We start from the raw sequence: 15,352 nt of genomic DNA, 5'->3' as shown, positions 1-15,352 counted from the left end.
GAGCGACGCCGCCCTACGGGCGATTTCGGGCATTCCCCTGGAATGGATTCCAAGTTTGGGGTTGCCACGAGAACGGCCGCTCGCCGCGTTGCGCTCCTTGCGAATACGTCCAGTATTCGCAGCGTCGCGCGCCTCGCGAGCGGCCGTTCTCGTGGCAACGCATGCACGTTCCGTATGTAAACAGACCCTAGGGGCTTGAACATCTTGTCGTTTCTCCTTGGTAGCGTGGTCGTCGAAAAAGGATGCCGCGCGTTCGCAGCGAACGCGCGCCGGCTCAGAACGCGTTGCGGCCGACGAATCCCTTGACGAGCGTGATCAGGATGATCTTGATGTCGAACCAGAAGGTCCAGTTCTGCATGTAGAAAAGATCGAACTTCACGCGCGCGGCCATCTTCTCGACCTTGCGCGTCTCGCCCCGATAACCGTTCACCTGCGCCCAGCCGGTGATGCCGGGACGCACGCGATAGCGGTACATGTAGCCGTCGACGAGCTCCTTGTAGATGTCGTCGTGCTCGATCGCGTGCGGACGCGGACCGACGACGGACATCTGGCCGAACAGCACGTTGAAGAATTGCGGCAGCTCGTCGAGCGACGTGCGGCGCAGGAACGCGCCGACCTTCGTGATGCGCGAATCGTTGCGCGACGCCTGGCGCACGACGCCCGCCGCCTCGGCATGCACGCGCATCGTGCGGAATTTCAGGATCTCGAACTCGCGGCCGTCGACGCCCTTGCGCTTCTGCCGGAACAGCACAGGCCCCGGCGACGAGAACCTCACCGCGAGCGCGAGCGCCGCGAGAATCGGCGACAGCGGAATCAGCACCGCGAGCGCGAACAGGCGATCGAAGATGAACTTCGGCCAGAGCTGCGGAATCGACAGCGGGCTCGTCGCGAGATTGATCGCGGGCATGCCAACGACCTGCGTGACCGAGCGGTTGAAGAACGTGATCCCGCGCACGTCGGGCAGGAAGCGCAGGTTCACGAAATCGTGGCGAAACTCGCGCACGATCCGCTGAATCTGACGCTCGTGCGACAGCGGCAACGCGAGCCAGATCTCGTCGATCGCGCCCGCGCGCACGCGGCGCTTCAACTCGCGCAGATCGGAGACGCAGGACACGCCGCCCACGCGCGCCTCGGCATCGGCCGTGCGCACGCTGTCGTCGAACACGCAGACAGCCTCGTAGCCGTGCGACGGCGACGCCCGAAGCTGCTCGAGCACCGCGCGGCCGTAGACCTCGGAGCCGACGATCGCGACCGCGCGCGGCTTCGCGCCCGTGCGACGCAGGCCGTTCAGCACGCCATGAATCGACGCCTTGCCAAGCAGCAACACCGCGCCCGACATCAGCATCGTCCGGCCGAGCCACGCGAGCGACACGTCGGCGTCGCGCTGCAGCAGCAGCGTGAAAGCCCCGGCGATCGCCGCGACGCCGAGCCAGCCGAGCAGCACGCGCGACAGCGTGCGATACGACATCTGCTCGCGCGCGCCGTCATAAACGCCGATCGCCGGAAAGACGAGCAGCGTCAGCGCGCACAGCAGCGCGATGGCCGTGCGCTGCTCGTCCGACACGGCGAGGACACCGCCGTCGTACAGCATCTGTGCGAGCAGCGCGCCCGCCGCGGCCAGTGCGACATCGAGCAGTTTGTTCAAGAGTCCCGACATTACCGAATCTCCGCGTTCCGTGTTCCGCCGTCTCAAGCCGCTGAGCGCACTGCGCCGTGATAGCCCGCGACGCGCAGCGGCCGGCCTTCCGCCGGAATCGGCTGCGGCGCGTGCGCATCGCGCCTCGCCTCGAGGATGAGGCGGTTGAATTCGCCGCGTATCACGCCGTAGCACTCGCACGCGCGCGCTTCGAGGCCCTCGCGGTCGAGCACCGTGATGTGGCCGCGGCGCTGGCGAATGAGCCCCGCCTCCTGCAGCTTGCCCGCCGCCTCGGTGATGCCCTCGCGCCGCACGCCGAGCATGTTCGCGATCGTCTGCTGCGTGACCGCGAGCTCGTCGCCTTCGACGCGGTCGTGCGCGAGCAGCAGCCAGCGGCTCAACTGCTCGCTGACGGAGTGATGACGGTTGCAAAGCGCGCCGCGCGCGATCTGCGTCATCGCGGCTTGCCAATAGCGCAGCATCAATTGGAAGGTATCGAGCGAACGGTCGAACTCGCGGCGGAATACCTGCGTCGGCACGCGGTACGCGTAGCCGCCGCTGCGCACTTCGATGCGGCCCGACGCGCCGCCGCAGCCGTAGTCGGCGAGCGTCGACACGCCGACGACGCCTTCGCAGCCGACCGCGGCGACTTCGACCATCGCGCCATCCTCCATCAGATACAGCACGGACATCATCGCGGTGGTCGGGAAATACAGGTGGCGCATCGGCTCGTCGGTTTCGCAGAGCAACTGAGCGCTCTTGATCTTCACGAGCTCGAGATGCGGCGCGAGTGCGCGAAGGCTGTCATCGGCGAGCGAACCCAGCAGTGCGTTGGCATGAAACCCATTGTTCTGATGAAGCATGATCGTGTCCCGGTTTGTCGGCGCCGCTCCACTACGGCGCAGGATTCCGTTTCGCAAGACACGGTCACGGCAAGAATCGATGTTCCCCGGAATCGTGTCGGCGGCCCTTCTGGTCGTCCTCTTACACACTGACGCACCACCCTCTTGGCGGGGGCGAAAACCCTTAAGCGATTAACGTGCCAATTGGTACGGTTCCTTAATATGCAAAGGCATTGGCCGGACAATTCTTATCCAGATATTTATTCGCCAATCGAAAACGTCTCATTCGCGGACACTTTGATACAGATCAAGCGACAGCAGGTGTCTCATCTAACAGTTTCGTAATCTTTACGTCACCCTTGCCGCTTGACGCTTAGCCCTTCAGGCTCAACGATTGGCGCACCTTTACAGACGGCGATGGAATGACGCGACCATTTCATCTCAATAAAACCCGCGTTCGCAGCGGTTCTTTTCAAACTGTCTCAAAGGTGAGCCAGCGAAAATCGGACACATTCTGTCATCCAGCCCACACAACGCTCGCAAGGCATTGATTAAAAAAGATTTAACAAAAACACAAAAACCTGACCAGGCACCTCGGCCATGAAGTAGCAAAAATTTCCCCTCACTCCATCACAATCGGAAATAAATACCGAAAAGCGAGTGTCGACGACATTGAAAAGACACAAACCCGCTTATTCCTTTGCAGGCATTTAAATCTTCGTGCTGAAATTTAGGAAAACTCCTAAATGTCAAAATTTGTGAGATTCGCATTTCACGCAAACCTCAAAAAATCCACCGTGATAATCTGAAACAGGATTTTCAACGTCAAGCAGAATTAACAAATAAAAATCGTACCTGTCTAGTCGGGCAGGTGTGGTTGCGCGCGGCGCCGGCCAGGCGCGGCGCAGTTGCTCCGGATCGTCGATCCGGGAAGGACAAGCCGTGACTTACCGTGAACACAAAGAACCGGCGACGAGGGCCGGAGGCATCATCGAACTGCCGCACCGCACCGACGCAAACCGCTTCCTCGCGTCGCTCTGCGCCGCCGAGCGCGCGACGCTCGCGAGCCATCTGCAACTCGTGCACGTGAAGTCGGGCCAGGTGCTGTGCGAACCGGGCATGCCGCTCGAGCACGTCTATCTGCCCGTCACGACCGTGATCTCGATCCAGTACGCGTCATCCGACGGCATGACGCTCGAGATCGCGGAGATCGGCAACGAAGGGATCGTGAGCCCGCAGCTCGTCGGCACCGACGGCGCGACGCCGTGCCGCGTGATCACGTGCCGCGACGGCTTCTCGTACCGGCTCGGCGCGCGCGTCCTGTCGAACCTGCTCGAGGAATCGGCGCAGATGCGCCAGGCGATCTTCCGCTGCACGCACCTGCTGATGGCGCAAGCGAAGCAGATCTCGTTCTGCAGCCGCCACCACGTGCTGAAGAACCAGCTTTGCCGCTGGTTCCTGCTCGCTTACGACCGCTCGCGCAGCGTCGAGATCCAGGTCACGCACAGCATGCTCGCGCAGATGCTCGGCGTGCGTCGGGAAACCGTCACGGACGCGGCCGGCGACATCCAGAAGATGGGACTGATCCGCCAGTACCGCAGCTCGATCATCCTCGTCGACCTGGGTGGGCTCGATGCGCAATCGTGCGGATGCCATACGATCATCCGCGAAGAAATGAAGAAGATCCTGTCCGCGCCGACGGACGCATCCGGCGCGCTCACCGAATTGCGCAGCTAACCCCGCTTCACATTCCGCTTCACACCCCGCTGTGCGCCGCGCGCTCGCAGCGGCGCGCACCTTGCACGACACCTTCCGCGGCACCGCCGCCGCATGCGCGGCGCACGGCGTGGCGCTTGCGCGCGGCACGCGACATCGTCGGTTAGGTGCCGAACAGAACCCGCGCATGCCCGATGGTCTACTAGACGCTATACGCCACGCGGGCGTCTTGTGTCTCGCCCGCAGGTACGGGGACCCTCATCCAAGCCGGAGCCGCCAGATGAAAAACGAATTGAGAACAATCATCAAGGACGTCGCGCATCTCGAAGCGTCGATCGATCACATCGCGGACAGCGACGATCTGTACGAAGCAGGTCTGTCTTCGCTGAACACGATCCAACTGATGCTCGCCATCGAAAAGCACTTCAACATCGAAATTCCGGACGAAATGCTGAACCGTCAGCTATTCCAGAGCATCGACTCGCTCGCCGGGGCCGTCACGCAACTGCAGTGTGCCGAGCAATCCGCATGAAGCGCTTCGATGCCGAAACCGGCAACGCGCACGTTGCCGCCGTCGAATCCGTGCTCGCCGACGATCACGCGTTGAACGAAGCCGCGCGCCGCGTCGCGCAGGTCGCCGCGCGCTTCGCCGACGCGGTCGACCGTGACGCGCGCTTTCCGACCGAAGCGGTCGATGCGATGCGCGAGGAGCGCCTGCTCGGCGCGCTCGTGCCGGCCGAGCTGGGCGGCCGCGGCGCGTCGCTCGCGGCCGTGGCCGCCGCATGCCGGATCATCGGCCAGGCGTGCTCGTCCGCCGCAATGATCTATGCGATGCACCAGACGCAAGTGGCGAGCATCGTCGATCACGCGCTGTCGAGCGACTGGCATCGCCGCTTCGCCGAGCAGCTCATCGAGCGCGAATGGCTGCTCGCGTCCGCGACGTCCGAAGAGGACGTCGGCGGCAATCTGCGCAACAGCCGCTGCGCAATCGAAGCGGACGGCGACATGTTCACGCTCGCGAAGCTCGCGCCGACGATCTCGTACGGCGCGCAAGCCGACGCGATCCTCGTGACCGCACGGCGCGATCGCGAAGCTCCCGCCGCCGAGCAGGTGCTCGTCACGCTGCTGAAGGAAAATGCGACGCTCACGCGCCGCAACGGCTGGGACACGTTCGGCATGCGCGGCACCTGCAGCGAAGGCTTCGCGCTCGACGCGCGCGGCTATTGCGAGCAGATCTTCCCGGTGCCGTTCGCGCAAATCGCCGAGCGGACCATGGTGCCGACGTCGCACATTCTGTGGGCCGCCGTGTGGACCGGCATCGCGAACGACGCGTTCCTTCGCGCACACCAGTTCTTCCGCGCGCAGATGCAAAAGCAAGGTGGCGCGCTGCCGCCGTCCGGCCGCCGGATCGCGGATGCGCTCGCGCTGCTGCAGGCGATGCAGGCGCGCATCGACGGCGCGCTGCGTCTGCACGAGCACAGCGCGTCGCGCTCGTGGACCGCGACGATGGCGCAGGCGGCAGAGATCAACACGCTGAAGACCTATGTGTCGACGACCGCGCTCGACGTGGTCAGGCACGCGGCGATGATCTGCGGGATGGCGTCGTACAGGAACGGCACGCCGTACACGCTCGGCCGCCACATTCGCGACCTGCATTCGGCGCCGCTCATGATCAGCAACGACCGCATCGAGGCGAACACGGCCAACCTGCTGCTCGCGCTGCGTCCCGCCACGCTTGAGAGAGAGATTTGAACGACATGACCCATCCTTCCGTGCGCGCGGCCGACGCGGCCCACGCGCCCATCGATCGCGACGGCGTGAACAAGCTGCGCGACGAGCTCGTCGAAGCGGGGCTGCTGATCTCGACGGGCATCCAGGGCCTGTTCGGCCGCAGCGAGAAGTTCGAGCGCGTCGTCGACGCGCTCGATGCCTACATCACGCGCCTCGGCGCCGACCAGCATGCGGAAGTGCTGCGCTTTCCGCCTGCGATGAGCCGCCCCGAATTCGAGCGCAGCGAATATCTGAAGAGCTTCCCTCAGCTCGCGGGCACCGTGCACAGCTTCTGCGGCAACGAGCACGATCATCAGCGCGTGCTGCAATGCCTCGACCGCGGCGACGACTGGACCGAGAGCCAGAAGCCGACCTACGTCGTGATGACGCCCGCCGCCTGCTATCCCGTCTATCCGGTCGTCGCGCAGCGCGGCGCGCTGCCCGCGGACGGCCGGATCGTCGACGCGTTCTCGTACTGCTTCCGGCACGAGCCGTCGCTCGATCCGACGCGCATGCAGTTGTTCAGGATGCGCGAGTACATCCGGATCGGCACGCCCGAGCAGATTCTCGCGTTCCGCCAGGACTGGATCGAGCGCGGCACGCGGATGATCGACTCGCTGCGGTTGCCGAACAGCATCGACCTCGCGAACGATCCGTTCTTCGGCCGCGGCGGCAAGATCGTCGCGAGCAGCCAGCGCGACCAGAACCTGAAGTTCGAGCTCCTGATTCCGATCGAATACGACGGCCGCCTGACCGCATGCCTGAGCTTCAATTACCACATGGACCACTTCGGCCTGCTGTGGGGCATCAAGACCGCGGATGCCGCGGTCGCGCACACGGGCTGCGTCGGCTTCGGCCTCGAGCGCCTGACGCTCGGCCTCTTCAGGCATCACGGCCTCGATCCGCACGCATGGCCGCAGGCGGTGCGCGACGTACTGTGGGGACATCGATGAGCAGCGCCCTGCTCGACGCGCCGGCAAACGGCGCGTCGCTCGAAGAAATCTTCACCGACATCCGGCATCGCGTGCGGCACTACCGTCCGCACGCGCTGCACGGGCCGCAGATGGTCTGGAAGCAGACGAACTGCTACGTCGATCTGTGGATCGAGGTGCTCGGCTGGTGGGGATTCAATCCGTATGCGGCGCTGCCGTTTACGATCACACTCGACTTCGAGGGCGACCAGTTCTCGTTCTTCAAGTTTCCGTTCGAGGATCTCGAGACGCTGTACGGGATCGTCGTGCAGGAACACGCGATCTTCGAGCCGGCCGACGTGCACGTCGAGCACCAGGTCGCGCGCGGCAACCTGATGCTCGTCGAAGTCGACGCATGGTATCTGCCCGACACGCGCGGCAACAGCTACCAGGCCGAGCACACGAAGACGACGATCGGCATCGACGCGATCGATCGCGAACGCCACCGCGTCGGCTACTTCCACAACAGCGGCTACTACCTCGCCGAAGGCATCGATTACGACGGCCTGTTCGGCAAGCATGGGCCGGCTCACCTCGTGCCGTACGTCGAACGCGCGAAGCGGCAGTTCAAGCCGCTCGAAGAGCGCGAGCTGTGCGACGCGTCGCTCGCGCTGCTCGCGCGCCATCTGAAGCGCCGGCCGGCGTCGAATCCGATCGCCGCGTTCCGCGAGCAGCTCGCGCGCGACGCGAAGACGATCGCGTCGCAACCGATCTCGTACTTCCACGCGTATTCGTTCAACACGCTGCGCCAGCTCGGCGCGAACTTCGAGCTGTTCGGCCGCTATCTGCGCTGGCTCGAAGCGAGCGGCTGCGGCGGCCCGATCGACATGCTCGTCGCCGCATGCGACACGATCGCCTCCGAATCGATGGTGCTCGAATTCCGCCTCGCGCGCGCGAGCGCACGCGGCAAGGAGGAGCGCGGCGAAAGCAGTCTCGACATCCTCGAGCGCGCATACGCGTCGCTCGTCGACGGTGTCGCGCGAATCGCGCCGCCCGGCAGGGCCGAGCCGAATCCGCCGTTCGGCACGCTGTACGTGCCGCCGAGGCCCGTCACCGCGGTCCGATGAAATCCGCGCCGGATCGCATGGCGCGCGGCGCCGCCCAATGGACGTTGATCGCGACGCCCGCCGGCGCGATCGCGCGACCGAGCGAGCTCGGCGAAGCCGGCTGGTGCGCCGCGAGCGTACCCGGCACCGTCGCGCAGGCGCTCGCCGCCGCGCGACGCTTCGATCCCGCGCATCCGTATCCGCTCGGCGACAGCGACTACTGGTATCGAACGACGCTGCACGGCGCCGGGCCGCGCATCGTTCGCCTGAACGGCCTCGCGACGATCGCCGAGGTCTGGCTCGACGACACGCTGCTGCTCTGCTCGGACAACATGTACGTCGCGCACGATGTCGCCGTGACGCTCGGCGGCGCGAACCGTCTCGCGATCTGCTTTCGCTCGCTCGACCGCCATCTCGCCGCGCACCCGCCGCGCGGCCGTGCGCGCTGGCGCACGCGCCTCGTCGATGCGCCCGCGCTGCGCGGCGTGCGCGCGACGTTCCTCGGCCGGATGCCGGGCTGGTTTCCGGCGATCGAGCCGATCGGTCCGTGGCGCCCGATCGACATCGTGAATCCGGCCGGCGCGCCGACGATCGTGCGCGACACGCTGCGCGCGACGCTCGACGGCCGCGACGGCGTGCTCGACGCGACGCTCGAATTCGCCGCGCCGCTTCCGGGAACGACGCGCGCGCAGCTCGTCTGCGGCGCATACGCGGCCGCGCTCGAAGCAACCGGCCCGCGCAACGCGCGCGCAACGCTCAGGATTCCAAACGTCACGCCGTGGTGGCCCCATACGCACGGCGAGCCCGCGTTGTACGACGTCGGCGTCGAAATCGGCGGCGCGACGATTCCGCTCGGGAAAACGGGCTTTCGCACGCTCGCCGTCGAGCGCGGCGACGACGGCCGGGGCTTCGCGCTGTCGATCAACGGCACGCCGTTCTTCGCGCGCGGCGCGTGCTGGACGAGCGCCGACCCGGTCGGCCTGCACGCCGATCCGGCCGCCTACCGCCGCGCGCTTTCGCTCGCGCGCGACGCGGGCTGCAACATGATCCGCGTCGGCGGCACGATGACCTACGAAGCCGACGCGTTCCATGCGCTCTGCGACGAGCTGGGCCTGCTCGTGTGGCAGGACTTCATGCTCGCGAACTTCGACTACCCGTCGGACGACCCGCGCTTCGCCGAAGCGCTCACGCGCGAGGCCGAGCAGTTCCTCCGCCGGCACGCGGCGCGCCCGTCGATCGCCGTGCTGTGCGGCGGCAGCGAGATCGCGCAGCAGGCGGCGATGGTCGGGCTCGCGCCCGACGAGCGCCGCGTGCCCGCCACCGAGCAATGGCTCGCCGAACTGTGCGCCGCGCATCGGCCCGATGCGGTCTACGTCAGCGATTCGCCGCACGGCGGCGTGCTGCCGTTCGCGCCGCGCGAAGGTCTGACGCATTACTACGGCGTCGGCGCGTATCTGCGGCCGCCCGAGGACGCACGCCGCGCCGGCGTGCGCTTCGCGAGCGAGTGCCTGGCGTTCGCGAACGTGCCGTGCGATGCGACGCTCGCGTCGATCGGCTCGCCCGCCGCGCACGAGCCGGCCTGGAAACGCGCGGTGCCGCGCGATCCGGGCGCACCCTGGGATTTCGACGACGTGCGCGATCACTACCTGCGCACGCTGTACGGCGTCGAGCCCGCGCGTCTGCGCAGCTTCGATCCCGCCCGCTATCTGACGCTGTCGCGCGCGATCGTCGCCGATCTCGTCGCAGAGACGCTCTCCGAATGGCGGCGCGTCGGCTCGTCGTGCGCGGGCGCGCTCGTCTGGCAGTTCCAGGACGTGATGCCGGGCGCGGGCTGGGGCCTCGTCGACGCGCACGGCCGGCCGAAATCCGCATGGCATGCGTTCCGGCGCGTATCCCGGCCGCGGCAGATCCTGCTGACCGACGAGGGGCTCAACGGCCTCGACGTGCACGTGCTCAACGACGCGCCGGCGCCGCTCGACGCCCGCATCGAGCTCGTCGCATTGCGCGACGGCAAGACGCCGATCGCGCGCGCGAGTCGCACGTTGCACGTCGGCGCCCACGCGGGCGAATGCGTGAATTCCGCCGACCTGCTCGGCCGATTCTTCGATTTCACGTATGCGTACCGCTTCGGCCCGCGCGAGCATGACGTCGTGATCGCATCGCTATACGCGGCCGACGGCGCACTGCTGTCGCAGGCGTTCCACTTCCCCGAGCGCACCGCGCCGACCGTGTTCGAGCGCGGCGACATCGGCCTCGAAGCGAGCGCCGCGTACCGAGACGGCCGCTGGCACGTCGACGTGCAAACGCGCACGTTCGCGCGCTACGTGCACGTATGCGCGCCGGGCCTCCTGCCCGACATCGACTGGTTTCATCTCGCGCCGGGTGCCGCCGCGCGGATCGAGCTCGCCGCCGACCCTCATTCCCCCGCTTCCGACAACAGCCTGCCCGACGCGTCCGCGCTTCGCCCCGCGCCGCCCGCGATCGAGGTGCGCGCACTCAATTCCAACAAGACCATTCGCCCAAGGATAGAAAATTGAGACCAGTTCGATTCGACGATTGCTTAGGATGGCTTCATGAAGGGCGCACGCGACGCGGCGCCGTGATCTGCGAGGCGCTCGGACACGAGTCGCTGTGGACGCACAAAGTGGTCCGCGCGCTCGCCGAGCGCCTCGCCGGCGAAGGCATGTGGGTGCTGCGCTTTCATTACCCGTGCACTGGCGATTCGGCGGGCGACGATCTCGCGCCGGGGCGGCTGCCCGCGAGCGTCGCGAGCGTGCGCCGCGCGCTTGCGGTGCTGCGCGAGCACGCGCCGCTCGACGACGTCACGCTCGTCGGCCTGCGCGCGGGCGCCGCGTTCGCGATGCTCGCGCTCGCGGGCGAAGACGCGCCCGAGGTCGACGCCTTCGTCGCGCTCGCGCCCGTCGTGCGCGGGCGCGCCTATCTGCGCGAGCTGTCGGTCGTGCAGAAGCGCTGGCTCGACACGACGCCGCCCGCGATTCGCGAGCAGCACCATGAGGAGCCGTGGCTGAACATCCTCGGCCATCGCTACCCGGCCGATTTCGTCGCCGATCTGAAGCACGTCGATCTGAGCGATGCAGCCGCGACGACGGCCGCACCGCCGCGCGCCGCGCTGCTTGTCGACACCGGCTACGGCGACAGTCCCGCGCTGCGCGATGCGCTCGTCGCGCGCGGCGTGCCGACGAACATCGAGCCGTTCCCGGAATGGGCGAACGCGTTGCAGGAAGGCGCGCGCTCGCGCGTGCCGCTCGCGGCGCTCGAATCGGTCGCGCGCTGGATCGGCCATCGCGAGCGGGCGGCAACGCCGGAGCCGATCGCGGCCGATCGCGGCGCGCACGCGGCCGCCGCGCGCGCGCCGGAAGCCGCGCCGCCGATCGTGTTCGCATTCGACGGCATCACCGAAACGCTCGTCCACGTCGGCGCGAAGCGGCTCGTCGGCACGCTGTGCGAGCCCGTCGTGCCCGCGCGCGCCGGCACGCCGTGCCTGCTGATCGCGAACACCGCGGCCAATCCGCGCAGCGCGGACGGCCGCATCGGCGTGCGGCTTGCGCGCACGCTCGCGCAGCGCGGCATCGCATCGCTGCGAATCGACATCGAAGGCATCGGCGACAGCGGCGCGCGTGCGCCCGACGATCAGGCCGACGTGCTGTATTCCGATCGCGCGATCGCGGACGTCGCCGCGGCCGCCGACTGGCTCGGCGCGCACTGTCGGCGGCCGGTCGTCGCGTTCGGCGTGTGCTCGGGCGCGTTCGCCGCGCTGCACGCGGCCGCGCACGCGCATGTGGCCGCAGGCGTGATCGCGGTCAACCTGCCACGCTTCATCTGGCCGCACGGGCTCACCATCGCCGAAGCCCGCAAGCAGCAGACGAACTCCGCGCGCGGCTATCTCGCGTCGATGCGCGACTGGAACAAATGGCGCCGCCTGCTGCGCGAAGGCCGCGACCTGCGCCCGGTGCTGAGCGCGCTGCGCCGCCATCTGACGTCGCGCCTGAGCGAGCCGGCCGCACGCCTCGCGGAGCGGTTCGGCCGCCGTCCGAAACCCGATACGCCGCGCGGCCTCGTCAGGACGCTCACCGACCGGAACGTCCACACGATGCTCGTCTACGGCGAGTTCGATCCCGGCGTCGACGAGCTGAGCCGTTACTTCGGCTCGCCGCGCCGCGCGTTCAGGCGTTCGCCGCTCGTGAGCGTCACGATGATCCGCCTGCTCGATCATTCGGTGTACGGCGCGTCGGCGGCCGACATGATCATCGGGCTCTGCATCGATACGTTGACGGAATGGAACGACCGGACGCGCGGCCCGCAGCCGCGGCAGCGGCCGGCCGGCGCGCGGCGCGGCGCGGCGCACGCGGCCTCCGCCGATGCGGCCGCGTCGCCCTGACGGCGACGCTCGCGCGCCGCTTTCGCCGCGACGCGCCGGCGTTTCAATTGGTGGACGTTGCAGCGCTGCGCGGACGCTCGATGCCGTATGCCTGCATCCATCGATACAGCGTCGCGCGCGAGATGCCGAGCTCGCGCGCGGTGCCCGCGAGGCGCCCGCGATTGCGCAGCAGCGCGAGCTCGATCACTTCCCGCTCGATCGATTTGCGAATCGCGGCCACTGACAGCGGCGCGACCTCGGTGCAATGGTCGAGCTCGAGATCGTGCGCGGTGACGAGCCGCCCTTCCGCCATCACGAGCGCGCGGCGCACGCGATTGATGAGCTCGCGCACGTTGCCCGGCCAGTCGTGCTTGTAGAGCGCCGAGATCGCATCGGTCGAGAAGCCGCGCACGCGGTGCCGCGCGTCGGCGCGAAAGCGCTCGAGCATGTGCCGCGCGAGCAGTTCGATGTCCTTGCCCCGCGCGCGCAGCGGCGGCTGATCGACGCGCAGCACGCACAGCCGGTGATACAGGTCCGCGCGAAAGCGCCCTTCGGTCATCGCGCCGCGCAGATCGACGTGGGTTGCCGACACGATGCGCACGTCGACGGGCACCGGCTCGCTGCCGCCCAGCCGATGGATCGTGCGCTCCTGCAGGAAGCGCAGCAGGCTCGCCTGGCTTTCGAGCGGCAGATCGCCGATCTCGTCGAGCAGCAGCGTGCCGCCGTTGGCCGATTCGACATGGCCGATCTTGCGCGTGGTCGCGCCGGTGAACGCGCCGCGCTCGTAGCCGAACAGTTCGGATTGCAGCAAATGCGGCGGAATCGCGCCGCAGTTCACCGCGACGAACGGGCCCGCGCGGCGCGCGGAATGCTGATGGATCGCGGCCGCCGTGAGCTCCTTGCCGGTGCCCGTCTCGCCCGACACGAGCACGGGCGCGTCGGTGCGCGCGATCCGGCGCACCGCGTCGAACAGTTGCAGCATCGCGTCGCAGGTGCCGATCATCCCCTGATCGGCGGACGCGATGGGCGCCGTGCTCGGCGCGAACAGGCACTCCATCCCGTACGCATGGCCGACCGCGTCCGCGATCCGCTGATGCGACGCAGGCAGCGTGATGTAGTCGAAGCAGTAATCGCGCAGCAGCGTGCGCACGTCCGGCGCGCTCGCCTGATGCGCTTCGACGAGCGCGACCCACGCGACGTTGCGCAGCGACGCACAGACGGCCGCGACCGCGTTCATCTCGTCGATCGACACGGCGCTCAGATCGAGAATGCCGCCCGTAACCTCGCCCGCCGTCATGCGCACCTGGTTCGCGTTCGTGACGACGGAGATCTTCCACTCGCGGCGCGCGAGCTCCTTGCGCAGCAGCGTCGATGGCTGATGCGTCCAGTAAATCAATGGTCGCTGTCGGATAGATCCCCGGGAGAGACCTCCGATGATCGCGCTAGTCGTCATTGGCGCCTCCGATCATGAACTGACTGTGTGACTCGACGAATTCGTGTATGGGCGAAAGCCGACGATCGTCTGCCTACCGGCAATGCAGCGCGAGATGGGAGGGTGTCGCGCCCCGCCCGTACACGATGCCGGGACGCGCCCGCTCGTATCGTTCGGGAGCGCACGTGAGATGCCTCGCTGGTCTCTGATTGAAGGTTAGATTTCGCAAAGAAAGCGGCGACGTATCGTATCGGCCGCGTTTCTGCACATGCGGCGCGCCGCGAGATCGGCAAGCAGCCTCGGACAAGCGGCGCAAGGTCCGCTCCGACAGCCGCGACACGCGTCGAATCGCCCGCGTCGCCGGGCTCGTTGAACTCGTCCGGTCGGATTGCGCGGCACGCCGCGCGATCTTTTTCACCTCGCTCTCTCAGGATGGCTTTACTGCGCTTACTGCGTCGCGCTCAAGAAGCGGACTGTCGAAGTCACTCTACCATTCACGCTCTTTTGCCATCGAATTCCCGCCCGTGATTTGACCATCGTTGACCATTTATTGGGCAACCGCCACGGTTCGTATTGGACATTTTCACCCTGTTTAGTCATTGTCGCGCAGCCGCTCCGTAATGTTTGTGTATGAATGAAACAAATCCTCCAGACCAGCCGTTTCCTGCCCGGCATTATTGAGATAAGACGCGTGTGCGATTCGCCGGGTCGAATTCGTCGAATGCTTGCGTCAGCGTCCAAGACGCGGTTCGTCTACATCGCTTGAACGAGGCCCTCGGGGTCAGCGCGCATCGTCGAGCCAGACGCGGCTCCATTCAGCGACCTTCGGCGCCGCATGCGAGATCCACGCGCTCACGGGCGCGCTGCGCCCGTAGCACGACACGGCGATCGTGCAGGCCACCGCGGCGAACATGATCGTCGATCGCGAAACGCGCGCCGCGCGCCGCGCAGCAACGGCACTTGCACTTGCACTTGCACTTGCACTTGCACTTGCACTTGCACTTGCACTTGCACTTGCACGCGGATGCGCTATGCCGATGCCGCACTCACGCCGCGACATCGGAACATTCCGAGCCGCATGCGCGCTGCCCGCCTGCATGCCGCCGGTGCCGCGCAGACATCTCGCCGTCGACACCGCGACAGCCGCACCAAGCAGCCAGCCGGTCACGATCTCGGACCACGAATGAAAGCCGAGCAGCACGCGCGATATGCCGATCGCGAGCGCGAACGCGAGCCCCGCCGCGATCGCGCGCCGCACATGCGCATCGCGCACGCAGATCGCCGCAACGAGCGGATACACCGCCGCGCCGAGCATCGTGTGCCCGCTCACGCCGGTAAAGCGCCAGGCGGCGATGCCGATTCCCCAGCCCGCGTAGACGAATTTCGTCATCGCGACCACGCCCACCGCGCAAGCGAAGCCGAACGCCCAGGCGAGCGCGGCGCGACGGCGGCCGGTCGCCGCGAGCCAGCTCAACACCGCGAAGGCGAGCGGCGCGGTGAGAATCGGATCGCCGAAATTGGTCAGCAGAAAGAGTAATCGCATCACGTCAGATCGAAGAGA

The 15,352-nt window shown here is 67.1% G+C and carries 11 protein-coding genes; 7 read left to right on the top strand and 4 right to left on the bottom strand.

Annotation, left to right across the window (positions count from 1 at the left end; genetic code table 11):
- Positions 1-274: 274 nt before the first annotated feature.
- Both WS92_RS13860 and WS92_RS13855 read right to left on the bottom strand, forming a co-directional pair.
- Entirely contained in the window at positions 275-1,657 is a 1,383-nt protein-coding gene (locus tag WS92_RS13860; RefSeq protein ID WP_015600433.1) for an undecaprenyl-phosphate glucose phosphotransferase, read from the bottom strand.
- 32 nt (positions 1,658-1,689) lie between these two features.
- A complete protein-coding gene (locus tag WS92_RS13855; protein ID WP_006024541.1) occupies positions 1,690-2,499 on the bottom strand; it encodes a Crp/Fnr family transcriptional regulator in 810 nt (269 codons plus the stop codon).
- 921 nt (positions 2,500-3,420) lie between these two features.
- Between WS92_RS13855 and WS92_RS13850 the strand changes: the two genes are divergently transcribed.
- From WS92_RS13850 to WS92_RS13820, 7 genes are all read left to right on the top strand, one after another.
- Complete coding sequence (locus WS92_RS13850) at positions 3,421-4,215, top strand: Crp/Fnr family transcriptional regulator (RefSeq protein WP_015600345.1); 795 nt, start codon at positions 3,421-3,423, stop codon at positions 4,213-4,215.
- A gap of 259 nt (positions 4,216-4,474) precedes the next feature.
- Complete coding sequence (locus WS92_RS13845) at positions 4,475-4,726, top strand: acyl carrier protein (RefSeq protein WP_006024538.1); 252 nt, start codon at positions 4,475-4,477, stop codon at positions 4,724-4,726.
- Positions 4,723-5,946: an acyl-CoA dehydrogenase family protein gene (locus tag WS92_RS13840; RefSeq protein WP_059932564.1), complete on the top strand. Its 1,224-nt coding sequence runs from the start codon at positions 4,723-4,725 to the stop codon at positions 5,944-5,946. The genes WS92_RS13845 and WS92_RS13840 overlap by 4 nt, the downstream gene beginning before the upstream one ends.
- A complete protein-coding gene (locus WS92_RS13835) occupies positions 5,943-6,917 on the top strand; it encodes an amino acid--[acyl-carrier-protein] ligase (protein WP_082743764.1) in 975 nt (324 codons plus the stop codon). Before WS92_RS13840 ends, WS92_RS13835 begins: the two co-directional genes overlap by 4 nt.
- The gene (locus tag WS92_RS13830) at positions 6,914-8,002 is read left to right on the top strand and encodes a DUF1839 family protein (protein WP_059932568.1); all 1,089 of its coding nucleotides are present in this window, start codon (positions 6,914-6,916) and stop codon (positions 8,000-8,002) included. Before WS92_RS13835 ends, WS92_RS13830 begins: the two co-directional genes overlap by 4 nt.
- Complete coding sequence (locus WS92_RS13825) at positions 7,999-10,518, top strand: glycoside hydrolase family 2 protein (RefSeq protein WP_059932570.1); 2,520 nt, start codon at positions 7,999-8,001, stop codon at positions 10,516-10,518. Before WS92_RS13830 ends, WS92_RS13825 begins: the two co-directional genes overlap by 4 nt.
- The gene (locus WS92_RS13820; RefSeq protein ID WP_059932572.1) at positions 10,515-12,380 is read left to right on the top strand and encodes an alpha/beta hydrolase family protein; all 1,866 of its coding nucleotides are present in this window, start codon (positions 10,515-10,517) and stop codon (positions 12,378-12,380) included. Before WS92_RS13825 ends, WS92_RS13820 begins: the two co-directional genes overlap by 4 nt.
- 43 nt (positions 12,381-12,423) lie before the next feature.
- Here WS92_RS13820 and WS92_RS13815 read toward each other — a convergent pair whose 3' ends face one another.
- Together WS92_RS13815 and WS92_RS13810 are read right to left on the bottom strand one after the other, a co-directional pair.
- Positions 12,424-13,812, bottom strand: coding sequence for a sigma-54 dependent transcriptional regulator (locus WS92_RS13815; protein WP_009911221.1), 1,389 nt, complete (start codon positions 13,810-13,812; stop codon positions 12,424-12,426).
- A gap of 760 nt (positions 13,813-14,572) precedes the next feature.
- Positions 14,573-15,334 carry a phosphatase PAP2 family protein gene (locus tag WS92_RS13810; RefSeq protein WP_059932574.1) on the bottom strand — a complete coding sequence of 254 codons (762 nt, stop codon included), beginning with the start codon at positions 15,332-15,334 and terminating at the stop codon, positions 14,573-14,575.
- Positions 15,335-15,352 lie beyond the last annotated feature (18 nt).

It is taken from the genome of Burkholderia sp. MSMB1588, from assembly GCF_001546925.1.
Classification (GTDB): domain Bacteria; phylum Pseudomonadota; class Gammaproteobacteria; order Burkholderiales; family Burkholderiaceae; genus Burkholderia; species Burkholderia humptydooensis.
This window is presented reverse-complemented; position numbering and strand designations above follow the sequence as displayed.

Bases quoted from the DNA above. Each gene is read 5' to 3' on its own strand.
- WS92_RS13840 (WP_059932564.1), top strand. From the start codon at position 4,723: ATGAAGCGCTTCGATGCCGAAACCGGCAACGCGCACGTTGCCGCCGTC.
- WS92_RS13845 (WP_006024538.1), top strand. From the start codon at position 4,475: ATGAAAAACGAATTGAGAACAATCATCAAGGACGTCGCGCATCTCGAA.
- WS92_RS13815 (WP_009911221.1), bottom strand. From the start codon at position 13,812: ATGACGACTAGCGCGATCATCGGAGGTCTCTCCCGGGGATCTATCCGA.
- WS92_RS13830 (WP_059932568.1), top strand. From the start codon at position 6,914: ATGAGCAGCGCCCTGCTCGACGCGCCGGCAAACGGCGCGTCGCTCGAA.
- WS92_RS13825 (WP_059932570.1), top strand. From the start codon at position 7,999: ATGAAATCCGCGCCGGATCGCATGGCGCGCGGCGCCGCCCAATGGACG.
- WS92_RS13855 (WP_006024541.1), bottom strand. From the start codon at position 2,499: ATGCTTCATCAGAACAATGGGTTTCATGCCAACGCACTGCTGGGTTCG.
- WS92_RS13860 (WP_015600433.1), bottom strand. From the start codon at position 1,657: ATGTCGGGACTCTTGAACAAACTGCTCGATGTCGCACTGGCCGCGGCG.
- WS92_RS13810 (WP_059932574.1), bottom strand. From the start codon at position 15,334: ATGCGATTACTCTTTCTGCTGACCAATTTCGGCGATCCGATTCTCACC.